The sequence below is a fragment of the Stenotrophomonas sp. CASM106 genome (genome assembly GCF_049384825.1).
Classification (GTDB): domain Bacteria; phylum Pseudomonadota; class Gammaproteobacteria; order Xanthomonadales; family Xanthomonadaceae; genus Stenotrophomonas; species Stenotrophomonas muris.
The window spans coordinates 667,508-690,572 of the sequence record NZ_JBMRFS010000001.1 but is presented as its reverse complement, the minus strand read 5'-3'; the positions used below and the strand labels follow the sequence as shown (position 1 = coordinate 690,572).

25 protein-coding genes and 2 tRNA genes are annotated in these 23,065 nt (G+C 66.3%); 18 read left to right on the top strand and 9 right to left on the bottom strand.

The genetic code is table 11. The features are described 5' to 3' along the window. Window positions 1-22: 22 nt before the first annotated feature. Together VG556_RS03220 and VG556_RS03215 are read right to left on the bottom strand one after the other, a co-directional pair. Window positions 23-862, bottom strand: a complete 840-nt coding sequence (locus VG556_RS03220; RefSeq protein WP_181452940.1) for an SDR family NAD(P)-dependent oxidoreductase — start codon at window positions 860-862, stop codon at window positions 23-25. After that, a complete protein-coding gene (locus tag VG556_RS03215) occupies window positions 862-2,394 on the bottom strand; it encodes an aldehyde dehydrogenase family protein (protein ID WP_014646923.1) in 1,533 nt (510 codons plus the stop codon). The genes VG556_RS03220 and VG556_RS03215 overlap by 1 nt, the downstream gene beginning before the upstream one ends. A gap of 183 nt (window positions 2,395-2,577) precedes the next feature. On the opposite strand from VG556_RS03215, the gene VG556_RS03210 reads away from it, so the two are divergent. The 3 genes from VG556_RS03210 to VG556_RS03200 all read left to right on the top strand — a co-directional run bounded on the left by VG556_RS03210 (window position 2,578) and on the right by VG556_RS03200 (window position 4,523). Further along, window positions 2,578-2,654 (top strand) — tRNA-Arg (locus tag VG556_RS03210). Window positions 2,655-2,787: 133 nt separating this feature from the next. Continuing rightward, window positions 2,788-3,726: a hypothetical protein gene (locus VG556_RS03205; RefSeq protein ID WP_100449940.1), complete on the top strand. Its 939-nt coding sequence runs from the start codon at window positions 2,788-2,790 to the stop codon at window positions 3,724-3,726. Next, on the top strand, window positions 3,723-4,523 hold the full coding sequence (locus VG556_RS03200; RefSeq protein ID WP_100449941.1) for an HIRAN domain-containing protein: 801 nt from the start codon (window positions 3,723-3,725) through the stop codon (window positions 4,521-4,523). The genes VG556_RS03205 and VG556_RS03200 overlap by 4 nt, the downstream gene beginning before the upstream one ends. Here the strand turns inward: VG556_RS03200 and VG556_RS03195 are convergent. Next, window positions 4,506-4,760, bottom strand: a complete 255-nt coding sequence (locus tag VG556_RS03195; protein ID WP_238381439.1) for a site-specific integrase — start codon at window positions 4,758-4,760, stop codon at window positions 4,506-4,508. The two genes, VG556_RS03200 and VG556_RS03195, sit on opposite strands and share 18 nt — an antisense overlap. A gap of 286 nt (window positions 4,761-5,046) precedes the next feature. Continuing rightward, entirely contained in the window at window positions 5,047-5,538 is a 492-nt protein-coding gene (locus tag VG556_RS03190; RefSeq protein WP_146257724.1) for a hypothetical protein, read from the bottom strand. A gap of 155 nt (window positions 5,539-5,693) precedes the next feature. On the opposite strand from VG556_RS03190, the gene VG556_RS03185 reads away from it, so the two are divergent. From VG556_RS03185 to VG556_RS03175, 3 genes are all read left to right on the top strand, one after another. Continuing rightward, window positions 5,694-5,798: transfer RNA gene (locus VG556_RS03185), tRNA-Arg, on the top strand. 78 nt (window positions 5,799-5,876) lie between these two features. Continuing rightward, the gene (locus tag VG556_RS03180) at window positions 5,877-6,185 is read left to right on the top strand and encodes a hypothetical protein (protein WP_321210529.1); all 309 of its coding nucleotides are present in this window, start codon (window positions 5,877-5,879) and stop codon (window positions 6,183-6,185) included. Continuing rightward, the gene (locus tag VG556_RS03175) at window positions 6,173-6,343 is read left to right on the top strand and encodes a GNAT family N-acetyltransferase (protein ID WP_321210530.1); all 171 of its coding nucleotides are present in this window, start codon (window positions 6,173-6,175) and stop codon (window positions 6,341-6,343) included. The genes VG556_RS03180 and VG556_RS03175 overlap by 13 nt, the downstream gene beginning before the upstream one ends. A gap of 26 nt (window positions 6,344-6,369) precedes the next feature. Here VG556_RS03175 and VG556_RS03170 read toward each other — a convergent pair whose 3' ends face one another. Beyond that, a complete protein-coding gene (locus tag VG556_RS03170; RefSeq protein ID WP_111144246.1) occupies window positions 6,370-6,729 on the bottom strand; it encodes a response regulator in 360 nt (119 codons plus the stop codon). Next, the gene (locus tag VG556_RS03165) at window positions 6,719-7,882 is read right to left on the bottom strand and encodes a two-component system sensor histidine kinase NtrB (protein ID WP_401733632.1); all 1,164 of its coding nucleotides are present in this window, start codon (window positions 7,880-7,882) and stop codon (window positions 6,719-6,721) included. The genes VG556_RS03170 and VG556_RS03165 overlap by 11 nt, the downstream gene beginning before the upstream one ends. A gap of 151 nt (window positions 7,883-8,033) precedes the next feature. Here VG556_RS03165 and VG556_RS03160 point away from each other — a divergent pair, with 151 nt between their 5' ends. The 5 genes from VG556_RS03160 (at window position 8,034) to VG556_RS03140 (ending at window position 14,185) form a co-directional block, all read left to right on the top strand. Then, window positions 8,034-11,147: a response regulator gene (locus VG556_RS03160; RefSeq protein WP_049406526.1), complete on the top strand. Its 3,114-nt coding sequence runs from the start codon at window positions 8,034-8,036 to the stop codon at window positions 11,145-11,147. Continuing rightward, window positions 11,144-11,968: a CheR family methyltransferase gene (locus tag VG556_RS03155; protein WP_049406524.1), complete on the top strand. Its 825-nt coding sequence runs from the start codon at window positions 11,144-11,146 to the stop codon at window positions 11,966-11,968. Before VG556_RS03160 ends, VG556_RS03155 begins: the two co-directional genes overlap by 4 nt. Further along, window positions 11,968-12,543, top strand: a complete 576-nt coding sequence (locus tag VG556_RS03150; RefSeq protein ID WP_032957669.1) for a chemotaxis protein CheB — start codon at window positions 11,968-11,970, stop codon at window positions 12,541-12,543. The genes VG556_RS03155 and VG556_RS03150 overlap by 1 nt, the downstream gene beginning before the upstream one ends. Continuing rightward, window positions 12,540-13,673: a hybrid sensor histidine kinase/response regulator gene (locus tag VG556_RS03145; protein ID WP_032957670.1), complete on the top strand. Its 1,134-nt coding sequence runs from the start codon at window positions 12,540-12,542 to the stop codon at window positions 13,671-13,673. The genes VG556_RS03150 and VG556_RS03145 overlap by 4 nt, the downstream gene beginning before the upstream one ends. A gap of 83 nt (window positions 13,674-13,756) precedes the next feature. Further along, complete coding sequence (locus tag VG556_RS03140; protein ID WP_049406521.1) at window positions 13,757-14,185, top strand: BLUF domain-containing protein; 429 nt, start codon at window positions 13,757-13,759, stop codon at window positions 14,183-14,185. Between the two features lie 3 nt (window positions 14,186-14,188). Here VG556_RS03140 and VG556_RS03135 read toward each other — a convergent pair whose 3' ends face one another. After that, window positions 14,189-14,512 (bottom strand): ArsR/SmtB family transcription factor, encoded by a 324-nt coding sequence (locus VG556_RS03135; RefSeq protein WP_049406519.1) that lies wholly within the window; start codon window positions 14,510-14,512, stop codon window positions 14,189-14,191. A gap of 86 nt (window positions 14,513-14,598) precedes the next feature. On the opposite strand from VG556_RS03135, the gene VG556_RS03130 reads away from it, so the two are divergent. From VG556_RS03130 to VG556_RS03120, 3 genes are all read left to right on the top strand, one after another. Next, on the top strand, window positions 14,599-15,036 hold the full coding sequence (locus tag VG556_RS03130; protein ID WP_049406518.1) for a YeeE/YedE family protein: 438 nt from the start codon (window positions 14,599-14,601) through the stop codon (window positions 15,034-15,036). Further along, window positions 15,033-15,446 carry a DUF6691 family protein gene (locus tag VG556_RS03125; RefSeq protein ID WP_014646936.1) on the top strand — a complete coding sequence of 138 codons (414 nt, stop codon included), beginning with the start codon at window positions 15,033-15,035 and terminating at the stop codon, window positions 15,444-15,446. Before VG556_RS03130 ends, VG556_RS03125 begins: the two co-directional genes overlap by 4 nt. Window positions 15,447-15,513: 67 nt before the next feature. Next, a complete protein-coding gene (locus VG556_RS03120) occupies window positions 15,514-16,566 on the top strand; it encodes a linear amide C-N hydrolase (protein ID WP_014646937.1) in 1,053 nt (350 codons plus the stop codon). Here VG556_RS03120 and VG556_RS03115 read toward each other — a convergent pair. Beyond that, the gene (locus VG556_RS03115; RefSeq protein ID WP_049406516.1) at window positions 16,563-17,369 is read right to left on the bottom strand and encodes a DUF6491 family protein; all 807 of its coding nucleotides are present in this window, start codon (window positions 17,367-17,369) and stop codon (window positions 16,563-16,565) included. The two genes, VG556_RS03120 and VG556_RS03115, sit on opposite strands and share 4 nt — an antisense overlap. Before the next feature lie 103 nt (window positions 17,370-17,472). On the opposite strand from VG556_RS03115, the gene VG556_RS03110 reads away from it, so the two are divergent. Then, window positions 17,473-18,168: a helix-turn-helix transcriptional regulator gene (locus tag VG556_RS03110; RefSeq protein WP_049406514.1), complete on the top strand. Its 696-nt coding sequence runs from the start codon at window positions 17,473-17,475 to the stop codon at window positions 18,166-18,168. 167 nt (window positions 18,169-18,335) lie between these two features. Further along, on the top strand, window positions 18,336-19,286 hold the full coding sequence (locus tag VG556_RS03105; protein WP_032957678.1) for a DMT family transporter: 951 nt from the start codon (window positions 18,336-18,338) through the stop codon (window positions 19,284-19,286). 9 nt (window positions 19,287-19,295) lie between these two features. Here VG556_RS03105 and VG556_RS03100 read toward each other — a convergent pair whose 3' ends face one another. Further along, on the bottom strand, window positions 19,296-19,616 hold the full coding sequence (locus VG556_RS03100) for a hypothetical protein (protein WP_162292848.1): 321 nt from the start codon (window positions 19,614-19,616) through the stop codon (window positions 19,296-19,298). A gap of 27 nt (window positions 19,617-19,643) precedes the next feature. Here VG556_RS03100 and thrA point away from each other — a divergent pair, with 27 nt between their 5' ends. Continuing rightward, on the top strand, window positions 19,644-22,148 hold the full coding sequence (thrA, locus tag VG556_RS03095) for a bifunctional aspartate kinase/homoserine dehydrogenase I (protein ID WP_100449942.1): 2,505 nt from the start codon (window positions 19,644-19,646) through the stop codon (window positions 22,146-22,148). Next, a complete protein-coding gene (locus VG556_RS03090) occupies window positions 22,145-23,059 on the top strand; it encodes a homoserine kinase (protein WP_049406512.1) in 915 nt (304 codons plus the stop codon). Before thrA ends, VG556_RS03090 begins: the two co-directional genes overlap by 4 nt. The last annotated feature ends 6 nt before the right edge of the window (window positions 23,060-23,065 follow it).

The following is a 23,065-nucleotide window of genomic DNA, read 5'->3' as shown; positions in this document are numbered from 1 at the left end:
GGCGGCTACCGAAGTGCCGGTATCAGCCCATCAAGACTTGGCCGCCATCCACATTGAGCACGCTACCGGTGACCCAGCGCGCCAGCGGCGAGCACAGGAACAGCGCGGCGTCGGCGATCTCGCGCGGGTGGCCGAAGCGGCCGAACGGAATCTTCGCCAGGGTGCCGTGGTACAGCGCGGGGTCCTCGACGCGACGACGGTCCCAGAGGCCGTCATCGAACTCGATCGAGCCCGGGGCGATGGCATTGACCCGGATCCGGTCCTTGGCCAGCGCCAGCGCCTGTGACGTGGTGTAGTGCGAAAGCGCCGCTTTGGCCGCAGCATACGGCGCGCCACCGGGGCGCGGCTGCTGCGCGGCAATCGACGACAGATTGAGGATGCAGGCGTCGCTGGAGGCACGCAGCCATGGCAGTGCCAGGCGCGAGGCACGCACGGCCGCCATCAGGTCGATCTGCAGGCTGGCGGCCCAGCCGTCCTCGTCATCGGCCATGCCGTAGCCGGTGGCATTGTTGACCAGTACATCGATACCGCCGAGGGCATCGGCAGCGGCCTGCAGCCAGGCCTGGATCTGGCCGGGATCGGCCAGATCGGTGGAAAACGCGTGCAGTTCGAAGCCCTGCGCCCGTGCATCGGCACGCAGGGCATCCAGGCCGGCCTGGCCGCGGGCGCAGGCCGAGACCTGTGCGCCGGCGCCGGCAAAGGCCAGCGCCATTTCACGGCCAATGCCCTTGCTGCCGCCGGCGATGAGCACGCGGCGGCCGCTGAAATCGAGGGTCGGAGCCCCTGCGGGGATCCGACCCCTCGCTGGGGCCAGATCCCCGGAGGGGCTCTGACCCACGGACGTGTCCTCGTCGTTCGCCATCACAGGTCGAACTTGATGCCCTGGGCCAGCGGCAGCGAATCCGAATAGTTGATGGTGTTGGTCTGGCGGCGCATGTAGACCTTCCACGCATCCGAACCGGACTCGCGGCCACCGCCGGTGTCCTTCTCGCCACCGAAGGCGCCGCCGATCTCCGCACCGGACGTGCCGATGTTGATGTTGGCGATGCCGCAGTCGCTGCCGGCGGCCGACAGGAACTTCTCGGCAGTCTTCAGGTTCTGGGTGAAGATCGAGGACGACAGGCCCTGCGGCACGCCGTTCTGCATGTCGATGGCTTCATCGAGGGTGTCGTACGGCATCACGTACAGGATCGGCGCGAAGGTCTCGTGCTGGACCACGGCGTCGCTGTTCTTCAGGCCGGAGACGATGGCCGGCAACACGAAGTTGCCCGGGCGGTCGATGCGGCTGCCACCGGTCTCGATGGTGCCGCCGGCCGCCTTGGCCTGGGCGATCGCATCGAGGAACTGCTGCACGGCGCCTTCGCTGTTCAGCGGGCCCATCAGGTTGGCCGCATCGGTCGGGTCGCCGATCTTGCCTTCCACCTGCTTGTAGGCCTTGACCAGGGTGGCCAGCACATCGGCGTAGATCGAACGATGCACGATCAGGCGGCGGGTGGTGGTGCAGCGCTGGCCGGCGGTGCCGACGGCGCCGAACACGATGCCCGGCACGGCCAGCTTCAGGTCGGCGGTTTCGTCCAGGATGATGGCGTTGTTGCCGCCGAGTTCCAGCAGGCAGCGGCCGAGGCGGCGCGCGACCTTCTCGTTGACGGTGCGGCCGACCTGGGTCGAGCCGGTGAAGCTGATCAGCGGCACACGGCGGTCATCGACCATCTTTTCCGACAGCGCGGTGCCGGCATCGTTGATCAGGAAGAAGATGTCCGGGAAGCCGGCTTCGCGCAGGGCGTCGTTGCAGATCTTCAGCGAGGCGATGGCGGTCAGCGGCGTCTTGTTGGACGGCTTCCAGATGCACACGTCGCCACAGATGGCGGCCAGGAACGAGTTCCAGCTCCACACCGCGACCGGGAAGTTGAAGGCTGAGATGATGCCGACCAGGCCCAGCGGGTGGTACTGCTCGTACATGCGGTGGCCGGGGCGCTCGGAATGCATGGTGTAGCCGTACAGCATGCGGCTCTGGCCGACGGCGAAATCGGCGATGTCGATCATCTCCTGCACTTCGCCATCGCCTTCCGGCTTGCTCTTGCCCATTTCCAGCGCAACCAGCGAACCCAGGGCGTCCTTGTGCCTGCGCAGTGCTTCACCGCACAGGCGCACGGCTTCACCGCGGCGCGGGGCCGGCGTGGTGCGCCAGACCTTGAAGGCTTCCTGGGCGCGGGCAACGACGGTCTCGTACTCGGCCTCGGTGGTCGCGCGGACCTGCGCGATCGGCTCGCCGGTGGTCGGGTTGACCGGGGTGATCAGCTCACCGCTGGTCGCGCTCGACCACTCCCCGTTGCCCAGGTACGTGCCAGCGTTGATCGCGTCCAGGCCAAGGGACTTGAGCAGCTCGGAAGACATGCAGACTCCTGTATTTCGTTACGTTGTTTGGCGCCATCGCGGGCAGGTGGGGGACGCGATGAACTGAATCGCCGATGGTAGCAGAGCGCCCCGGCCGACCATGGTGCAACGCGCCAGCCAGGCCTGGCCGAACATGAATGCTTGGAGGGCAGGGCACGTTGCCTGTAAACTTCCCGGCTGCATGGCCCCGTAGCTCAGCTGGATAGAGCGTCCCCCTCCTAAGGGGAAGGTCGCCCGTTCGAATCGGGCCGGGGTCACCATAAATCAAGAGCTTAGCTTGGCGTTCGGCAGTTCTGGTAGCCATATCTAGGACGCTTACGTCAACAGAATGGCACACTTGGCACACCGATCAGCCGCCACCCGTCGCATGCTGTGCGACGACAGGAGTGCATAGTGCTGCAAGTGGTGACGGTGAACGCGGACGAGCTTGACACCTTTGAGCAGCTTGGTAGTAAAGACAAGTTCTGGTACGACGACCGGAAGTACTTGTTCAAGGCCCGGCGCAAGGACACTGGAGAAGACTGGGCCGAAGTCGTTGCCGCGTTGATCGCCAAGGAGTTGGGACTACCCTTCGCGTTGTACGACCTTGCCGAGGCCATCAATCTTCCCGACCCGGTGGTGGGTGAGCCGGAGAGAGAGCCGAGAGGTGTGCGAAGCCTAAACTTCACACCGGTGGATGGCGGACGCCTTGTGGTTGGAAACGAGCTGATCGGGCCGCCGCCTGGCACCTCTGCTGCCAGGGCGGTGAGAGCCGCACAGCGCAAGCTTTTTCACACGGCCGCACGCATCCATAGGCTATTGGTAAGTCTGCCTTCTCTTGAGCTTCCACTCGGATGGGCTGCGCCAGTGTCAACCATGACCCCCGTAGGGGTTATGGCCGGGTACTTGATGTTAGATGTACTGATTGGAAATCAAGATCGCCACGAGGAGAACTGGGGCATTGTGACATATGAGCGAAGGATCTATTTGGCTCCGACTTTTGACCATGCATCCAGCCTAGGTCGTGAGCTCATGGATGCTCGCCGTGAGATCAAGCTTGCCCATAAGGACGACCGCCACAATGTTGTGGGCTATGCCTCCAAAGCACTCAGTCAGCTGTTCGATAGGAAAACGGGGGAACGGCTAACAACAGTGAGCGCGTTCCTGGATTTCGCTGGCTATAGTAGGGAAGATGCTCTTTACTGGTTACGGCAACTTCACAGGTTAGATGAAAAATTTTTCCGTCAGCTTTTTTTGCTCATTCCTGACTCGCATATCACGAATATAGGTCGCGAGTTTGCAGTTCAGCTCTTGATGGAAAATAGGAAGAGGTTGCTGGCGTTGACGCTATGAAAAAAGTCTATCTGGCATTGCAGGATTCTGTCTCGCGTTCATGGTTTCCGGTTGCATGTGTTGATCACATTAGGCCGCCGAACCTGAGTGAAGATATCTATTTGCTGCGTTACACCAAGGGTGTAAATAGATTTGACCATTTTAGTGGTTTTGGTCGCATGGGCGATCTTAAAGCTGCCTACTTCTCGGTCGGACTGTTTCCGCTGCTAAAGAATCGAGTTATCTCCAGAAACAGGGCTGATTTTTCATCCTTTGCTCGGTGGTTAGGGAAGAAGGAGTCTGAACTCACCTTCTTCGATGAGCTTGCCGTTACGGGTGGTCAGCGGGGTACGGATTCGATTGAGCTAATTCCTGTTCCAGAGCGCTCGTCTGACGGGATGTATCGGGTATCTTTTTTTGTGCATGGTGTTCGTTACCTTTCTCAAAGGGAGCAATTCGAATTTTCTCACTTGCAAGACGGGGATGAGCTGGTTCTTGTTCCCGAGTTCAATAACGAGTCGGATCGCCATGCTCTTTTGCTTAAGAGGCACGGATCGGCCCACCATGTTGGCTATGTTCCTCGCTATTTCTCCAAAGACTTTAGCTTTCTGATGAAGAAGGCTAGCCAAGATGTTAGCGTCACTGTTCAAAGGGTTAATCCCGATGCGCCGTTCGCGTTTCGTGTTCTGTGTCAATTTGAAACGCGTTGGCCCGATAGTTTTGATGCATGCAGAGGTGGCGACTTTGAATTGCTTGTTGATTTGCCTGATCAGGTCCACCCCGTCCCTCAGGACGCTAATTCAAAATTTGAGATTTGACACTGTATCGTGATCTCCATCGGGCGTGAGGTGTGCGTAGTATTTCTCTGGAGTTGCGTAGTCTGCATGTCCTGCCAAGATTTGCACGCGACGAAGTGGCACTCCGGCCATGACCATGTGAGCGCCCAATGTGTGGCGGAGCCTATGTGGCTGCGCGCCAATTCCGACAAACGCGGAATCCTTCTTGAACCATTCCGAGACAGTGTCCTTGTGCACCCTTACGAGGGGATCTGGCATGGTGTAACGCCCACTTGGCATAGCGGTTGAGGGGAACCCCCCGCCACTTCTCGGACTTCGTCCGGCCTTCGCCGCTCTCGTCCGGGTCGCTCTCCGCTGGCAGGCGACCGGCGACGACCCAGCTTTTCTCCAGGCCGATGATCTCGCCCCGCCGAAGCCCCGTGTGCGCCATGAAAAGTCACAGCGGCGCCCGAGCAGGGTTCGCCCGGTACAGCCGGCGCATTGTCACCCGGGGATAGAACTTTATGGCCAAGCTTCGCGCGATCTATGTCGCCGTCGCCCGGGACTAGTGACCCGCGGTCGAGGCATCCAGCTCTCGTTGAACACTATCCTTCCTGATACTGTCGATGGCCTGCTGCTTGCTCTCCAGCAAGGCTTCGCAGCGCTGCAATTCAGATCGCACCAAGTCGATTTTTCCATGCTCCGCCATGGCAGCGGCTCTGATAGCTGCCCCCTCCCGTAAGGGCGCGACCATTGGTAACCAAGCCCGGTAGCGGGCAGGTTTGGTCGCGGTCAACGCATATGCCTGACCATGCAGCCACAACGCTGCAGTCTGTGCACCGTTTCCGAGGTTTTTGAACTGCTCGGCAGAAGCCGGCCGACCGGCTGATCGCTCGTGGGTGGCCATGAAATCCCACCAACCAGCACAGTTAGCAAAGATATTGGCTGATTCAGCCGCTTCGGCAGCGGCGACGGCAATCTCTTCTCGGGCAACTCCGGAGGTAGCCGGCGGAGTGGCGTCCTGGCCGAGCAAAAGTAGCAATCCAAGCAGATACATTCCGCTCACGGGTGTAGCCTCTGGGGCCAGCTGAGCCTCAAAACTATATGACTCTGGCCTGCCGCGCAAACCTGCAAACTCTTGAGGCGCTGGAGGTTGAGCCACCTCGCGAATCATCCGAATGCGTCCGGCGCGGCACAAATTTCGAGCTGATTGGCATAGCTTTGGCAGCCGGTGCCTGAGCCTTTGCTACTCCTGCTGCCGCCGTCGCCCCCCTCCTAAGGGGAAGGTCGCCCGTTCGAATCGGGCCGGGGTCACCATGTTTGCGGCGCCACGTCCGCGCGCTGCCCGCCAGGCCGCTCGGATATGCTGGCGCCTCGCCACGCGATCCGCCCGCCATGGACCACCGCCTGCAGCCCGTGCAACCCCAGGACTACGCGAGCATCGCCGGGTGGCTGGATTCGGCCGCAGCCACGCTGCGCTGGGCCGGGCCGCGCGTGCCCTATCCACTGCCACCCGATCGGTTCGAGCACGTATTGCAGCTGCGCGAACGCCCGGGGTGGCTGCTGCTGGACGCAAGCGACCAGCGCGTGGGTTTCGGCCAGGCCTGGCCCACGCAGCCGGGCACCGTCCATCTGGGCCGCCTGCTGGTTGCGCCGCAGGCGCGCGGGGCCGCGGTCTCGGGCGTGGGTTGGTGCAGGCGCTGATCGCGCAGGCGTTCCAGGCTGCTGCCGTTGAACGGCTGACCTTGCGGGTCTATCGGGACAATGCCGCCGCAGTTGCGTTGTACCGCTCGCTCGGCTTCGAGCCGGTGGACGCTGCATCCACGCCGACGCTGCTGTTCATGCAGCGGGCCCGGCGCTGAGCATGGCCACGCAGGCCGGTACGCCTTCAGTCCTGCTTGAGCAGTTCAACCAGCTGGCGCAGGCGATAGGGCTTGGGCAGGAACTCCACCTGCTCCGGCAGCGGCGGCAGCTGCGAGCGCGCGTAGCCGGAGGACAGGATCATGCGTGCCTGCGGCTGTTCGCGGGCGACGTGCTCGCTCAGTTCGATGCCGGACATGCCGTTGGGCATGCTGACATCGCTGAACACCACGTCAAAACGCGCCTCGCCCTTGAGCAGCTCCGCCGCCTCGTGGCAATCGGCGGTGGTGGCGACCTCGATGCCGAAATCGCGCAGGGCCAGGCCGATCATCTCGCGCAGATCGTTCTGGTCCTCCACCATCAGTACGCGGATCGGTTCATCGGTCATGGGTTGCTTCCTCTGATGCGGGTAACAGCAGGCTTACCGTCGTGCCGACACCGGGCGTGGTGGACACATCGACGAAGCCGCCGCTCTGGGTAGTGAATCCGAACACCTGGCTCAGGCCCAGGCCGCTGCCCTTGCCGATGTCCTTGGTGGTGAAGAAGGGCTCGCTGGCGCGCTCGGCGATGTCGGCCGCCATGCCATGGCCTTCGTCACAGACGCTGAGGGTGACATAGCCGCGTTGCAGCGTAGTGTCCGCATCCGGGTCGAGCCGATGTTCCAGCGCGGTGCCGATCAGGATGCGCCCGCCATCGATGGTGGCCTCCACGGCATTTGCCACCAGGTTGGCCAGGGCAGCCTGCAGCTGCATCGCGTCGGTGCACACCTGCGGCAGGCCCGGCGTGAGGCAGGCGTCCAGCGTCACCGTGGGCGGGCAGGCGCGCTGCAGGCCCGGCAGCCATTGCTGTACCAGCGTGTTGATGTCCAGCGGTTCGCGGATCAAGGTCTGGCCCGTGCTGAAGGCCAGCAGCTGGCGGGTCAGCAGGGCGCCGCGGTCGGTGGCCGCCTGCGCAGCGTCCAGCAGCTCGGCGGCGCGTGCATCGTCACCGCGGACGCGTAGCGACAGCAGGTCCAGTGCGTTGCCGATGGTGGTCAGCAGGTTGTTGAACTCGTGCGACAGGCCGCGGCTGAGCCGGCCGACCGTCTCGAACTGCTGGGTGTTGCGCAGCGCACGCTGGGCATCGCGCAGCAGTCGCTGTGCCTGCCATTGCTCGGTGATGTCGCGGGTGATCTTGACGAAGCCAAGCAGTTCGCCCGCTTCGACGACCGGCTCGATGACCACGCTGGCGCGGAACGAGGAGCCATCGCGGCGTACCCGCCAGCCCTCGCTGGCAACATGGCCCTGCTGCGCCGCGAGGCGGAGCAGGCGCTGCGGTTCGCCGGCCTCGCGCTCGGTGGCCAGGTAGAAACGACCGAAGTGCGTACCCACCACTTCATCGGCTGAATAGCCCTTGATGCGCTCGGCGCCCGGGTTCCAGCTGCAGACGATGCCTTCAGGATCAAGCAGGTACAGCGCATGGTCGCGCACGCTGTCGATCAGCAATCGCAGTTGTCGGGAAGGGTCCGTCAGCACGGACATCGTAGAGGCAGCTGCGTCCACGTGTAGATAAGTGTTACCCCTGTGAGGGACGTGAAGCTAGGCATTCAAGTGTGAAGGATGCGTGCACACCTGACACGTGCCATTTGTCCTGTGCGGCTGAATGCGACACGGAGTACCATCTTCCACCCTTTGCCTTCTGGAACCGACCTGCATGCGTCCTGGTGCGACTACGCGTGACCGCTGGATCTGGATGACCTCTGCCGTATTGCTGGCGGCGACCATCGCGCTGGAACTGGTGGTGCCGCTGGGATACGCGGTCTGGCTGGCCTATTTCCTGGCCGTGGGCGTCACGGTGTTCCAGCGCAGTGCGCGCGCGCCGTTCGTGGTCGCGATGATCGCCTGTGTCCTGCTGGTGATCGGCTTCAACGTGGCGCCCGCCAGCAACAACTCGTCGTTCTCGTTCGTCAACCGCACCATCGGTGGCTGCGCCTTCCTGATGATCGCGCTGATCGTCTCGCGCGCCATCCAGGCCCGCCGCCAGGCCATGCGCGCGCTCTGGCTGCAGGAGGCCGAGAACACGGTGGCGTCGAGCCTGCGCGGCGACCTGGGGCCGGAGCAGATCGCCGAGGCGGCTGCGACGAGCCTGGCCGGGCAGCTGGACGCGGAGGTCGGTGCGGTCTATCGGCTGGAAGGCGGACGGCTGCAGCTGACCGGTGGCATGGCGCTGCCTTCGGGAGCGCCGGCCTCGCTGGCCCTGCACGAAGGGCTGGCCGGGCAGGTCGCTCGTGATGAACGGATCCGCCACCTGCATGGCGACGATGCCGCCGTGCTTGAACTGCAGACCAGCCTGGGCCGGCTGCCGGTGCGCGAGCGCATCCTGGCGCCGCTCAGCAGCGACGGTGCCGTGGTCGGCATCATCGAACTGGGCCGCGCCCGGGTCGGTGAACAGCGTGATCTGGATCGCGAGCTGCTGGAGCGCTGTGCCGAGACCATCGGCTTGGCGCTGCGCGCATCGCTGTTGCGTGCGCAACTGGTGGTGCTGCTGGAAGAGTCGCAGCGCCAGGGCGAGGAGCTGCAGGCCCAGCAGGAAGAGCTGCGCGTGGCCAACGAGGAACTGGAAGAGCAGAGCCGCAGCCTGCTGCAGTCGCAGAGCCACCTGGAAGAACAGCAGGCCGAGCTGGAACAGAGCAACGTGCAGCTGGAAGAGCGCACCCACGAGCTGGAGGCGCAGAAGCAGGCGCTGCTGGTCGCGCAGAGCCAGCTGGTGCGCAACAGCAACGAACTGGCCGCGACGTCGCGCTACAAGTCCGAGTTCCTGGCCAACATGTCGCACGAACTGCGCACGCCGCTGAACAGCTCGCTGATCCTGGCCAAGCTGCTGGCCGACAACAAGGACGGCACGCTCACCGAAGAACAGGTGAAGTACGCCCGTGCGATCCTCTCGTCCAACAACGATCTGTTGGCACTGATCAACGACATCCTCGACCTGTCGCGCATCGAGGCCGGCCATGTCGAACTGTCCGATGAAGTGGTGGTGGTCGACAGCGCGCTGCAGCGCCTGCGCGAGACCTTCGAGCCGATGGCGCGGCAGAAGGGCCTGGCCCTGCAGATCGAAGCCGATGCGCTGGCACCGAGCCAGCTGGTGGTCGACAGCCAGCGGCTGCAGCAGATCCTGAAGAACCTGCTGGCCAACGCGGTGAAGTTCACCGAGCACGGAAAGGTCAGCCTGCACGTGCGTGCGGCCGGCAATGGCCGCATCCGGTTCGAGGTCTGCGACACCGGCATCGGCATCGCCCGCGAGCAGCTGGACGTCATCTTTGAAGCCTTCCGCCAGGCCGACGGCAGCACCCGCCGTCGCTACGGCGGTACCGGCCTGGGCCTGTCGATCTCGCGCGATCTGGCCGAGCGCATGGGCGGCCAGATCCAGGTCGACAGCGAGCCCGGGCGCGGCAGCTGCTTCATCCTGGAGCTGCCATTGCAGGGCGCCCCCGCGGCGAGCGCAGCCGAGGCTGCCGAGGCCCCCGTGGCAGTGCCGGCGCCGGCACGGACACCGGCCGTGCTGCCGCCCGCGCCGGTGCGCGCTGCCACTGCGTCGGCGCCGGCCACTGCGTCGGCCGGCGTGGCCGACGACCGCGGCCGCCGCCAGCGCGCCGGGCGCCTGATCCTGGCGGTCGAGGACGATGCCACGTTCGCCGAGGCACTGGTGGCCCTGGCCCATGAACTGGACTTCGACTGCGTGGTGGCGGGTACGGCGGAAGAAGCGCTGACACTTGCCAGTGAGCTGCGTCCGAACGGCATCCTGCTTGATATCGGCCTGCCGGACGTGTCGGGCCTGAGCGTGCTGGAGCGCCTGAAGCGCAACCCCGAAACCCGGCACATCCCGGTGCATGTGGTCTCGGCAACGGACCGCAGCCAGGTGGCGCGCGAGCTGGGCGCGATCGGCTTCGCGATCAAGCCGACCACGCGCGAGCGGCTGGTGACGGCCATCGAGCAGCTGGAACAGACCAGCCAGCGCGACGTGCGGCGCCTGCTGATCGTCGAGGACGACAGCGAGCTGCGCAGCAACCTGGAACTGCTGCTGGGCCGCGACCAGCTGCAGATCGTCGCGGTGGGCACCCTGGCCGGTGCACTGGAACAGCTCAGCACGGTCACGTTCGACTGCATGGTGATGGACCTGTCGCTGCCCGACGGCAGCGGCTACGACCTGCTTGAACACATGGCCGGCAACGATGAGGTCGGTTTCCCGCCGGTGATCGTCTATACCGGCCGCGCGCTCAGCCGCGAGGAAGAGCAGCGCCTGCGCCGCTATTCCAAGAGCATCATCATCAAGGGTGCGCGTTCGCCGGAACGCCTGCTGGATGAAGTGACCCTGTTCCTGCACAGCGTCGAGGCCAGCCTGCCGACCGACCAGCAGCGCCTGCTGCGCGAAGCGCGCCGTCGCGACACCGTGCTCGATGGCCGTACCGTGCTGCTGGCCGAAGACGATGTCCGCAACATCTTCGCGCTGTCCAGCGTGCTCGAACCGCTCGGCGTCACGCTGGAGATCGCGCGCAATGGCCAGGAAGCGGTGGATCGCCTGGCCGAGCGCGAGGTCGATCTGGTGCTGATGGACATCATGATGCCGGAGAAGGATGGGCTGGCCGCGATGCGCGAGATCCGCGCGCAGCGCCACCTGCAGGACCTGCCGATCATCGCGCTGACTGCCAAGGCCATGCCGGACGACCGTGAGCGATGCCTGCAGGCCGGTGCCAACGATTACATCGCCAAGCCCATCGATGTCGACAAGCTGGTCTCGCTGTGCCGTGTCTGGTGCTCGCGGCAATGAACGAGCAGGCGCTGTTCGACCTGGAACTGAAGGTGCTGCTGGAAGCGCTGTACCAGCGCTACCACTACGACTTCCGCAGCTACGCGGTATCGTCGCTGCGGCGGCGCATCCGCCAGGCCATGCAGCGCTACGAGTGCGAGCGGCTGGCCGACCTGCAGCACCGCCTGCTGCACGAGCCGGACCTGTTCGCGCAGGCGATGCAGTTCTTCACAGTGCAGGTGTCGGAGATGTTCCGTGACCCGGCCTATTTCCGTGAGCTGCGCGAGCAGGTGGTGCCGGTGCTGCGCACCTATCCCTCGGTGAAGCTGTGGGTGGCTGGCTGCAGTACGGGCGAGGAAGTGTGGTCGCTGGCGATCCTGCTGCACGAGGAGGGCCTGCTCGAGCGCAGTATCGTCTATGCCACCGACATCAATCCGGCAGCGCTGGCCACCGCCGAAGCCGGTGCCTATGGCATCGACCGCATGGCCCAGTTCAGCCGCAACTACCTGGCGGCCGGCGGCACCGCTTCGCTCTCCGACTACTACGCCACGGCCTACGATGGCGCGGTGTTCAACCGCCAGCTGCGCCGCAACGTGGTGTTCGCCGACCACAGCCTGGCCACCGACACCGTATTCTCCGAAGTGCACCTGGTGTCGTGCCGCAACGTGCTGATCTATTTCAACCGCGACCTGCAGGATCGCGCGGTGGGCCTGTTCCGTGATGCGCTGGTGCATCGCGGCTTCCTTGGCCTGGGCAGCAAGGAGTCGCTGCAGTTCGGGCGCTACCACGGTGCGTTCGAGGTCTGCTCGCGCGAGCATCGCCTGTACCGGAAAGTCGCCTGATGAGCCTGCCGATACGACCGGCCGTGCTGGTGATCGGGGCCTCTGCGGGTGGGGTCGCAGCGCTGCAGACGGTGCTTGGCGCGCTGCCTGCGGCACTGCCGGCGCCGGTGCTGGCAGTGCTGCACCTGCCACGCGATCGCAGCAGCCGCATCGCCGAAGTGCTGGCGCCGTACTGCGCGCTGCCGGTGCGCGAGGCCGAAGACAAGCAGCCGCTGCAGCCTGCCACGGTGACCTTTGCGCCACCGGACTATCACCTGCTGGTGGAAGACGCCGGTTCGCTGGCGCTGTCGGTGGACGCACCGGTGCTGTTTTCTCGCCCGGCCATCGATCCGCTGTTCGAGTCGGCGGCGGCGGTGTTCGGCGCGCAGGTGCTGGCCCTGCTGCTGACCGGTGCCAGCAGTGATGGCAGCGAAGGCGTGGCCGCCGTGCGCGCCGCTGGTGGCCGCGCCTGGCTGCAATGTCCCGAGGAGGCCGAGGCATCGATGATGCCGGCCTCCGCCCTGCAGCACGCTGGCGCCGATGCCGTGCTGCCCCTTGAACTGATGTGCCGTCGCCTGAAGGAGTTGTTTGCATGAACCTGTTGCCACCGGACCCTGCGCAGTCGCAGACCCCGGTCAACCTGCTGATCGTCGATGACGTGCCGCAGAACCTGGTAGCCATGCAGGCGCTGCTGCAGCGCGAGGGCGTGAACCTGCTGCTTGCGGGCTCGGGTGCGCAGGCGCTGGAGCTGCTGCTGGAGCACGAGGTGGCGCTGGCATTGCTGGATGTGCACATGCCGGAGATCGATGGTTTCACCCTGGCCGAGCTGATGCGCGGTTCGCACCGCAGCCGCGATGTGCCGATCATCTTCCTGACCGCCTCGCCGGATGACCCGGTGCGTGCCTTCAAGGGCTACGAAACCGGTGCGGTCGATTTCCTGCACAAGCCGGTCGCACCGCAGGTGATCCTGAGCAAGGTCAACGTCTTCATCGAGCTCTACCAGCAGCGCCAGCTGCTGAAGGCGCGCAACGAGGCGCTGGAACGTTCGCTCAAGCTCAACGAGACGATGGCGGCCGTGCTCACCCATGACCTGCGCACGCCGCTGTCGGCGATCCTGCTGTGTGCCGACAAGCTGGCGCTGGAGCTTCCAGAGGACAATGCCGGTGCGCAGCAGACCCTGAAGCACCTGGAAGCCAGCACCCTGCGCATGGCGCGGATGGTCGAGCAGCTGCTGGACTTTTCGCGGATCCGCAGCGGCGGCCTGCGCCTGCAGGCAAGTGCCTGCGATCTTGCGGAAGTGACGCGTGCCGTGGTGGCCGAAGCGGGCAGCGCCCACGGCCACGCACGGGTGCATCTCGACATGCAGGGCGATACCCGCCTGCAGGGTGATCTGGATCGGCTTGGCCAGGTCGCCGCGAACCTGGTCGGCAACGCGCTTACCCATGGCAGCGAGGCGAGGGTGGAGGTGGACGGCCGCGATCCGCGCAGCGTGCTGCTGCGGGTAAGCAACGCCGGGCGGATCGACGACGCGCTGCTGCCGCGATTGTTCGAGCCGTTCAAGGCCAGTTTCCACCCCAGCAATGGCCTGGGGCTGGGCCTGTACATCGTTGATCAGTTCGTCCGCGCGCACGGCGGCCACATCGGCGCGCGCAACGAGGCGGGGCAGGTGGTGTTCGAGGCGACGCTGCCACGGCGCTCTGAAAGCCCGGCAACGGCGGCCAGCTGAATCCTTCAGCAAGCGACGCGTGGATCTGAGACGGGCTCGTCCGCAACTGCTACCGTGGCGGCAGATATTGCCAAGGAAGCACCATGCCACTGCGTGCGATCGCCTATGTCAGCCGGGCGCTGCCGGATCTCTCCGCTCGACGGCTGCAGGCGCTGGTCGACGATGCGGCCCGCTTCAACAAGATGGCCGGCGTGACCGGCGTGCTGCTGCACGACGGCGGGCGTTTCCTGCAGTACATCGAAGGGCCGCCGGATGGCATCGGTTCGGTCTACGAACGCATCCTGCAGGCCGGCAGCCATATCGACATCATTGAACTGGCGCGCGGCCGCTTGGGCCAGCGCCAGTTTCCGTACTGGTCGATGCGCGCGCTGCCGGTGGAGGAGGCGCTGTTGCGCCAGCTGTCATCCTGTGACTGGTCGGGCTTTACCCGTACGCTGCAGGGTGATCGCTCCGCGCCGACGCCGGTGGACCTGCTCGACAACGTTGTGCAGCCAGCACTGCACGCCGGCTGAGCGTCAGCCCGAGGCGCCGCCGCCGCAATAGGCGGCATGCAGCGCCTGCAGCACGCCCAATGCGGGCCCTTCCTGCATGCGGTAGTGGATGGCCTGTGCTTCGCGCCGGGTCGCCACGATGTCCATATCGCGCAGCACAGCCAGGTGCTGCGACAGCGCGGACGCACTCAATCCGGTCAGCGCCTGCAGCTCCGGTACCGGCGCTTCGCCTTCGACCAGGCGGCACAGCACGCGCAAGCGGGCAGGATGGGCCAGGCGCTTGAGCAGGGCAGCGGCCTGCGCGGCGTGCTTGGCCATCGCGGCACTGTCGAGCGGGGTGCTGGGCATGGTTGACCTTTTTGTTTAGACGTGTCTAATTTAGATAAATCTAAATAAAAGGACAATCCCATGAAGGGCGTGAATGAGGGCAGGGCATGAACCTGCCGTGGACTGCGGTGGCCGGCGGTGGGTTGATCGGCGCCGCCGCAGTGCTGTTGCTCGCCACCCTCGGGCGTGTGGCCGGTATCAGCGGGATCGCCGCAGGCAGCCTGCGCGCAGCGGAAGGCGAGCGCGGATGGCGCTGGGCCTTCCTGTCTGGCCTGCTCGCGGCGGCCGGGCTGGTGCTGTGGTGGCAGTCGCTGCCCGAAGCGTTGCCGCGGGTACAGTTGCGCGATGCCTCGCCTGCCTGGCAGTTGATCGGCGCCGGCCTGCTGGTGGGCTTCGGCACCCGCTTGGGCAGTGGCTGTACCAGTGGTCACGGCGTCTGTGGCATGGCTCGCGGCTCGAAGCGCTCGCTGCTGGCGGTGCTGGTGTTCATGGCCTGCGCGATGCTGACGACGTTCCTCATCCGCCACGGCGGAGGCCTGGCATGAGCCGCGCGACAGGGGCCGCGGCAGCGGCGGGTGCGCTGTTCGGTGCGGGGCTGGCGCTTTCGGGGATGACCGACGCGCGCCGTGTGCTCGGCTTCCTCGACATTGCGGGTGATTTCGATCCCACCCTGGTGTGGGTGCTGGGCTCGGCGCTGCTGGTCAGTGCGGTCGGCCAGCGCTGGGTGCTGCGCCGCGCGCAGCCGTGGTTCGCGGTGCGCTTCCAGCTGCCCAGTGCGCGTGATGTCGATGCGCGCCTGCTGCTGGGCGCCGCACTGTTCGGTATCGGCTGGGGATGGGCTGGCTATTGCCCGGGACCGGCCATCGCCGGGCTGGCAGTCGCATCGCGTGAAGCGCTGTGGTTCGTGCCTGCGATGCTTGCAGGTTTCTGGCTGCACGATCGGGTCGTACGCTGAGGCTTCACCCCTGTGTCACCCTGCGTGCGGTCAGATCCGGGGTTCACGGGGAAAGGAGCACAACGACATGGTACGGATGAAGTGGACGGGCAGGGCAATGCTGGCGGTCGCACTGGCCGCTGCGGTGGCACCGGCGCTGGCCTGCACGCGCGCGGTGTACCTGGGTGACAACGGTGATGTGATCACCGCACGCTCGATGGACTGGAAGGTCGACGTGGCCACCAATCTCTACGTGCTACCGCGCGGCATCGCGCGCACCGGCCAGGCCGGACCGAAGTCGCTGGCCTGGACAGCGCGCTATGGTTCGGTGGTGGCCACCGGCTACGACGTGTCGACCACCGATGGCATGAACGAGAAGGGCCTGGTGGCCAACCTGCTGTGGCTGGTCGAATCGGAGTATCCGCAGCAGCGCGGCAACAAGCCGGGACTGGCGATTTCGCTGTGGGCGCAGTATGTGCTGGACAATTTCGCGACCGTGGATGAGGCAGTGGCGGCGCTGAAGCGTGAGCCGTACTCGATCGTCACCGACAAGGTGCCGGGCGAGGACCGCCAGGCAACGCTGCATCTGTCGCTGTCCGACGCGAGCGGCGACAGTGCCATCGTCGAGTACATCGGGGGGCGCCAGGTGATCCACCATGACCGGCGCTACCAGGTGATGACCAACTCGCCGATCTTCGAGCAGCAGCTTGCACTCAACAGCTACTGGCAGCAGATCGGTGGCACGGTGATGCTGCCAGGTACCAACCGCTCGTCCGACCGCTTCGCGCGTGCGTCGTTCTACATCAATGCCATTCCCAAGGCCGAGGACCCGGTGGAAGCGCTGGCCAGCGTGTTCAGCGTGATCCGCAATGCGTCGGTGCCGTATGGCATCACCACGCCGGGCGAGCCGAACATCTCATCGACGCGCTGGCGCACGGTGGCCGACCACAAGCGGCGGTTGTACTTCTTCGAATCGGCGCTGACCCCCAACACCTTCTGGATCGATCTGAACAAGGTCGATTTCGGCGGCCAAGTGCTCAAGCTCGACCTTGGCAAGGACCAGCGCAACACGTTCGCCGGCGATGCATTGGGTCACTTCGTACCCAGTGCACCGTTCGCCTTCCTCGGCGTGGACGGCTAGCGCGAGGCCTGGTCCGGCGCGTCCTTCGGATAGACCGCCAGCACGCTGCAGCCCGGGCGGGCGAAGCGCGGCGTGCTGGCGCGCATGTCGCCGGGGATTCCGGACGGCGTCTCCACGATGCGATCGCCCGGATTGCCACAGATCAGGCCGTTCTGGAAACCGGACTGGAATTCCACCGAGGTCGCCCCGGCCAGGATCGAGCAGCTGCCGGCCAGTTCGACGCGGTAGTAGCGATTGCCGCCATTGCGGCGCGGATTGGTCTCCACCACCACGCCTTGCGGATCCTCGTTCCAGCTGCGCACATGGCGGGTGGCGAAGCAGAACGCTGGCGAGGCCTGGAAGGTATGGCGCGGGCTGCTGCCGCCACGGCTGGGCTTGCCTGTGGCGGTCACGTTCACCGGCGGCAGGGTGGCCGCGTACAGGCGGCTGCTCTGGCGAGCGGTGCTGGCGAACTCCCGGTTGTCGATGGGGGTGACACTGCCGACGCCGCAGCGGCGGCCATCCACCATCACCTGTTCACTGGGGCGGCCGCAGGCCCAGCCCGAAGGCGCCTCCAGCCGCAGTGCGCTGGCTTCGTTGACACCCGGGCAGGCTGCGCTGAAGTCGATGCGGAAGGCCTGGCCCCTGCCATCACGGACCGCGATGGCGGTCGGTGTCTCCTGCTCGACCTGGCGTACGTCACGTGCGTCCAGGCAGTGCGGTGCAGGTGCGATGCGCTCGGCGGCCGATGGCGCGGATGGCGCCTGGGCCAGGGCGGCCAGGGGTAAGGCGCTGGCCAGTGCCAGCGGAAGCAATCGGATCATGCTGTTCATCCTGCCATCCCTGCGTCTGTAACTGGCTGGAACATAGCATGGCCGGTGCCGGGGCCGCGTTGCAGGGAAATGCCAGCACGCGCACACTCGTCATATGGGCGCGATCTTCCACCTGCGGCACTACGGCCAGGCCACCGGCCTGGACCGTCATGACTACGCGCAGTGGGTGCTGCCGCTGCAGGGCGAACTGCAGTTCGAGATGCAAGGCCGCGGTGGTCGCCTGGACCTGCTGCAGGGGGCCTTCGTCGCGGCTGGCGAAGCACACGACCAGATGGCCGATGGCCCGAATGCTTTCGTGATCGTCGACTGCCCCCCGGGTGTGCTCGATGACGGTACCCAGGAACACCTGTGCCGCCAGCGCTGGCTGCATCTGCCACTGGCGCTGCGACAGCGCCTGGCGCAGGTGTGTGAGGGCCAGGCACTGCCGGCCCTGTTGCCGCAGCTGCTCCAGGTGTTCGCACCGGCGGGCAGTGGTGCGCGCCTGCAGGGCCTGTGCGCGGCGGTGCAGGTTGATCCGGGCCAGGCGTGGCCGGTAGCACGCATGTCCGCCTTCGTCGGCGTCAGCGAAAGCCGGTTGCATGCGCTGTTCCAGCCGGAGTTCGGGCTGAGCCCGCAGGCCTGGCTCAGTGCAAGCCGGTTGCGTTGGGCCAAGCACCAGCTGCGTACCAGTGCGGCGCCGATCAGCGATATCGCGCTGGCGGCAGGCTATTCCGAGCAGAGTGCACTGACCCGTGCGCTGCGTCGTGAGTGCGGGCAGACGCCGGCCGCCTGGCGCAGGGGCGCCATCTGACCTGTAGAGCCGAGCCCACGCTCGGCTGCCCTTATCTGCACAGCGGCCAATCGCAGCCGAGCATTGGCTCGGCTCTACAGAGATGACAAGGCAATAGCCTCGGTCAAGAGCGCCCGCTGGCCAGCGCTTACACTGCGCGGCCCGTTCTCTTCCCCCGAAGAACCCGAATGCGCAACAACCCGATGGCCCTGGGCATCGCCAATGGCGTTGCCGCTGGCGCGCTGTGGGGCGTGGTCTTTCTCGCGCCCGCCGTGCTGCAGTCGTTCAATGCCCTGCAACTGTCCGCCGGTCGCTACCTGGTCTATGGCCTGATTGCCATCGCTCTGCTGCTGCCGCGCTGGAAGCGGCTGGCACCGCGGCTGGGCCGCGCCGAATGGTTCGGGCTGCTGTGGCTGAGCCTGGCCGGCAACCTGGTGTACTTCCTGCTGCTGGCCACGGCGGTGCAGTGGGCCGGTGGCGCGGCGGCGTCATTGATTGTCGGCCTGATTCCGGTGGTGGTCACTGTGGTTGGCGTGCGCGAGCAGGGCGCGGTGCCGTTGAAGCAGCTGCTGCCGGCGCTGGGCCTGTGCGTGCTCGGCGTGGCGCTGGTGGGCTGGGAAGCATTGATGTCCGAACACCTCGCAACACCGTGGCGGCAGCGCCTGATTGGCCTGCTCTGTGCGTTCGGCGCGCTGTTCTCGTGGGCGCTGTACTCGATCGGCAACAGTCGTTGGCTGGCGCGCCGGCCGGACCTGTCCAGCCACGACTGGTCGTTGCTGACCGGCGTCACCACTGGCGGCCTGGCCCTGCTGCTGGTGCCGATGGCCTTCATCGGCCACAGCGGTACCCACACCGCGGCGCAGTGGAGTGGCTTCTGGGCGATCAGCGCCGGCGTGGCAGTGGTGGCCTCGATCCTCGGCAACGCGTTCTGGAACCGTGCCAGCCGCCTGCTGCCATTGACCCTGACCGGGCAGATGATCGTGTTCGAGACGCTGTTCGCGCTGGCGTATGCCTTCGCCTGGCAGCAGCGCTGGCCCTCGCTGCTGGAGGCGCTGGCGATCGTGTTCCTGGTGGCCGGCGTGATGCTGTGCGCGCATGCCCATCGCTCGCCACGGGCGATCGCCGAACATGCAGGCTGAATGTGGGCGTCAAGCGTGCTGATACCGGCTTGGTCTCAGATGCAACCAAATGCCGGCACGTTGGCCGATGATCGCCGCAATGATTTTTTGCATCGCAGCACTTGACAGCGGACCGGCGCACAGTGTTTTCTGTGCGTCATGGTCCTTGATGCCGCCCACGCCAGCCTGATCGCCCCCGCCATTGCGGGCCGTCCGACTGCGCCGGTCGCCACCACCACCATTACCACCACCACCGTCACCACTGCCCTGGTGCGGCCCGTCGTCTTCGTGTAACTCCCGAAAACCACGGCCCCGCACCATCCAGGTGGCGGGGAAACTCGACACCTGCATGCGACGGGGCCTCCTACCGAGGTCTGCATGTCTTCCCACGCCCCCGCCCATCCCGTTGCCCCGGCCGATCTGGCTGCACCGTCCACTGTCGTGCACAAGTTCGGCGGCACCTCGGTGGCCGATGCCGAACGCTATCGCCATGTTGCCGGCCTGCTGCTGGCCCGTCCTGAGTCGCTGCAGGTCACTGTCGTCTCGGCGATGAAGGGGGTCACCGACGCGCTGATCGATCTGGCGCAGCTGGCGGCAAAGGGTGACCAGGGTTGGCGCGAGGCCTGGCATGCCCTGCGCGCGCGCCACCGTGGCGCCGCCGTGGCGCTGCTGGGCGAGCAGGTCGGCGAGACGGTCGAATGGATCGACGCCCGCTTCGATCAGCTGGCCGAAGTGCTGGCGGCGCTGGCGGTGATCGGCGAGCTGCCGCGCGAGGTGCTGGACCGCGTGCAGGGCCTGGGCGAAGTGTTCTCCGCGCAGCTGCTTGGCACCCACCTGCGCGCCTTGGGCGAAGACTGTGCGGTGCTCGATGCGCGCGATGTGCTGGTGGTCGGGCATGGCGAGCTGGGCGTCGATGTCGACTGGGAAGCCAGCGCCGACCGCCTCGCGCAATGGCGCCTTCAACATCCTCAGCCGCGCCTGGTCGCCACCGGTTTCGTCGCGCGTGACCGTGATGACCGCATCACCACCCTGGGCCGCAACGGCAGTGACTACTCCGGCGCGATCTTCGCCGCGCTGTTCAATGCCGATGAACTGCACATCTGGACCGACGTCGACGGCGTGCTGTCAGCCGACCCGCGGCTGGTACCCGAAGCCGTGCAGCTCGAATCGCTCAGCTACGACGAGGCCTGCGAACTGGCCTACTTCGGCGCCAAAGTGGTGCACCCGCAGACGATGTCGCCGGCGATCCGCCTGGGCCTGCCGATCTTCATCCGCAATACGTTCCAACCGGCGCATCCGGGTACGCGCATCAGTGCCGAGCGCTCGCCGCGTGGGCCGGTAAAGGGCCTGACCCTGAGCCCGGGCCTGGCCCTGTTGAACCTGGAAGGCACCGGCCTGATCGGCGTGCCAGGCACTGCAGAGCGCGTATTCGCTGCCCTGCGCCAGGCGCAGGTGTCGGTGGTGATGATCTCGCAGGGTTCGTCGGAACATTCGATCTGCTGCGTGGTGCGCGCCGCCGAAGCTGCACGTGGCCGCGAGGCGCTGCTGCATGCGTTTGCGCATGAGCTGTCGGTGGGCCAGGTGCAGCGCGTGCAGGTCAGCGAGGGCGTCAGCGTTCTGGCGGCAGTGGGCGACGGCATGGCCGGCCAACCTGGCGTGGCGGCGCGCCTGTTCGAGGCGCTGGGCCGCGCGCAGGTGAACATCCTGGCAATCGCGCAGGGTTCGTCCGAGCGCAACATTTCGGTGGCGGTGGACAGTGCCGATGCCACCCGCGCCCTGCGCGCCGCGCATGCCGGCTTCTGGCTGTCGCCGCAGACCTTCGCGGTGGGCGTGATCGGGCCTGGCAACGTCGGTGCCGCGCTGCTGGACCAGCTGCTGGCCGCGCGCCCGCAGTTGCTGGCCAAGGCCAATGTCGACCTGCGCCTGCGCGCACTGGCCTCGCGTTCGCGCATGCGGCTGGATGCGGATGGGCTGCATGCCGACTGGCGCGAAGCCCTTCAGCAGGCGGGTGAGCCCAGCGATCTGGATCGCTTCACCGAACACCTGCTGGCCGCGCACCTGCCGCATGCGGTGGTGATCGACTGCAGTGGCAGTGCCGAGGTGGCCGAGCGCTATGAGGGCTGGCTGGCAGCCGGCATCCACGTGGTCACCCCGAACAAACAGGCCGGCGCCGGGCCGCTGCCGCGCTACCAGCGCATCCGCGCCGCCGCGGCGGCCAGTGGCGCGCGTTTCCGCTACGAGGCCACGGTGGGCGCGGGCCTGCCGGTGATCACCACGCTGCGTGACCTGGTCGATACCGGTGACGAGGTGCTGGCCGTCGAAGGCATCTTCTCCGGCACGCTGGCCTGGCTGTTCAACCGCTTCGATGGCAGCCAGCCATTCTCGCAGCTGGTCGCGCAGGCGCGGTCGATGGGCTACACCGAGCCGGACCCGCGTGACGATCTTTCGGGCGTGGACGTGGCGCGCAAGCTGGTGATCCTGGCCCGCGAAGCCGGCCACGCGCTCAGTCTTGAGCAGGTGGAAGTGGAAAGCCTGGTGCCGGCGCTGCTGCGCGAGGGCAGCGTGGATGACTTCATGGCGCGGCTGGGCGAGTCCGACGCCAGCCTGCTGCAACGCCTGCAGGATGCGCGGGCGCGTGGCGCGGTGCTGCGCTATGTGGCACAGCTGGGTGCCGACGGCGCCTCGGTGGGGCTGCAGGAACTGCCGGCCGATCATGCCTTCGCCAACCTGCGGCTGACCGACAACGTGGTGCAGTTCCGCACCCGTCGCTACTGCGACAACCCGTTGGTGGTGCAGGGGCCGGGTGCGGGTCCGGAGGTGACGGCAGCGGGTGTGTTCGCGGACCTGCTGCGGGTCGCCGCCGGTGAAGGAGCGCGGCTGTGATCGCACGTGCGTTCGCGCCTGCCTCGGTGGCCAACGTGGCAGTGGGCTTCGACATTCTCGGCCATGCCATTGCCGGTATCGGCGATACCGTGAGCGTGCGCCGCATCGACGAGCCGGCGGTGCGGATCGATGCGATCCGTGGCAGTGCTGTCGCGCTGCCACTGGACGCCGCCGGCAACACCGCCGGGGCTGCGCTGATGTCGCTGCGCGAAGGCCTGGGCCTGGATTTCGGTTTCGCGGTCGAGATCGACAAGGGCATCCCGTTCGGTTCCGGCATGGGCGGTTCGGCAGCGTCGAGTGTCGCGGCGCTGGTCGCCGCCAATGCGCTGCTGCAGGCCCCGTTGCCGCGCGAGGCGCTGTACCCCTACGCGCTGGACGGTGAGGCGGTGGCCAGTGGTGGCCGTCACGGTGACAACGTCGGCCCGCTGCTGCTGGGTGGCCTGGCGCTGTGTACGGCCGATCGCCTGTTGCCGGTCCCGGTGCCTGCCAGCTGGCACAGCCTGCTGGTGCATCCGCACGCGGTGCTGGAAACGCGCCGTGCCCGCCAGGCCCTGCAGGGCAGCTATGCGCTGGGCGAGTTCGTGGCCCAGAGCGCGAACCTCGCGCTGGTGCTCAGTGGTTGTCATCGCAGTGATGCGACGCTGGTACGCGCGGGGCTGCGCGACGTGCTGGTCGAACCGCGACGGGCCGGATTGATTGCCGGCTTCGAGGCCGCCCGTGATGCAGCGCTGTCGGCCCATGCAATGGGCGCGGGCATCTCCGGTGCCGGACCCAGTGTGTTCGCCTGGTTCGAGGATGCCGACCAGGCCCGTGCCGCCGTGGCGCCGGTGCAGGCAGCGTTCGCTGCGGCCGGCTTCGACAGTGACGCCTGGGTATCGCCGCTGGATGCGCCGGGAGCCCGGCTGTGCTGAATCCTT

Bases quoted from the DNA above. Each gene is read 5' to 3' on its own strand.
- VG556_RS03110 (WP_049406514.1), top strand. From the start codon at position 17,473: ATGGGCGCGATCTTCCACCTGCGGCACTACGGCCAGGCCACCGGCCTG.
- VG556_RS03160 (WP_049406526.1), top strand. From the start codon at position 8,034: ATGCGTCCTGGTGCGACTACGCGTGACCGCTGGATCTGGATGACCTCT.
- VG556_RS03145 (WP_032957670.1), top strand. From the start codon at position 12,540: ATGAACCTGTTGCCACCGGACCCTGCGCAGTCGCAGACCCCGGTCAAC.
- VG556_RS03120 (WP_014646937.1), top strand. From the start codon at position 15,514: ATGGTACGGATGAAGTGGACGGGCAGGGCAATGCTGGCGGTCGCACTG.
- VG556_RS03140 (WP_049406521.1), top strand. From the start codon at position 13,757: ATGCCACTGCGTGCGATCGCCTATGTCAGCCGGGCGCTGCCGGATCTC.
- VG556_RS03100 (WP_162292848.1), bottom strand. From the start codon at position 19,616: ATGCAGGTGTCGAGTTTCCCCGCCACCTGGATGGTGCGGGGCCGTGGT.
- VG556_RS03150 (WP_032957669.1), top strand. From the start codon at position 11,968: ATGAGCCTGCCGATACGACCGGCCGTGCTGGTGATCGGGGCCTCTGCG.
- VG556_RS03115 (WP_049406516.1), bottom strand. From the start codon at position 17,369: ATGATCCGATTGCTTCCGCTGGCACTGGCCAGCGCCTTACCCCTGGCC.
- VG556_RS03130 (WP_049406518.1), top strand. From the start codon at position 14,599: ATGAACCTGCCGTGGACTGCGGTGGCCGGCGGTGGGTTGATCGGCGCC.
- VG556_RS03195 (WP_238381439.1), bottom strand. From the start codon at position 4,760: ATGCCAGATCCCCTCGTAAGGGTGCACAAGGACACTGTCTCGGAATGG.
- VG556_RS03105 (WP_032957678.1), top strand. From the start codon at position 18,336: ATGCGCAACAACCCGATGGCCCTGGGCATCGCCAATGGCGTTGCCGCT.
- VG556_RS03220 (WP_181452940.1), bottom strand. From the start codon at position 862: ATGGCGAACGACGAGGACACGTCCGTGGGTCAGAGCCCCTCCGGGGAT.
- VG556_RS03215 (WP_014646923.1), bottom strand. From the start codon at position 2,394: ATGTCTTCCGAGCTGCTCAAGTCCCTTGGCCTGGACGCGATCAACGCT.
- thrA (WP_100449942.1), top strand. From the start codon at position 19,644: ATGTCTTCCCACGCCCCCGCCCATCCCGTTGCCCCGGCCGATCTGGCT.
- VG556_RS03180 (WP_321210529.1), top strand. From the start codon at position 5,877: ATGGACCACCGCCTGCAGCCCGTGCAACCCCAGGACTACGCGAGCATC.
- VG556_RS03155 (WP_049406524.1), top strand. From the start codon at position 11,144: ATGAACGAGCAGGCGCTGTTCGACCTGGAACTGAAGGTGCTGCTGGAA.
- VG556_RS03170 (WP_111144246.1), bottom strand. From the start codon at position 6,729: ATGACCGATGAACCGATCCGCGTACTGATGGTGGAGGACCAGAACGAT.
- VG556_RS03190 (WP_146257724.1), bottom strand. From the start codon at position 5,538: ATGTATCTGCTTGGATTGCTACTTTTGCTCGGCCAGGACGCCACTCCG.
- VG556_RS03200 (WP_100449941.1), top strand. From the start codon at position 3,723: ATGAAAAAAGTCTATCTGGCATTGCAGGATTCTGTCTCGCGTTCATGG.
- VG556_RS03135 (WP_049406519.1), bottom strand. From the start codon at position 14,512: ATGCCCAGCACCCCGCTCGACAGTGCCGCGATGGCCAAGCACGCCGCG.
- VG556_RS03125 (WP_014646936.1), top strand. From the start codon at position 15,033: ATGAGCCGCGCGACAGGGGCCGCGGCAGCGGCGGGTGCGCTGTTCGGT.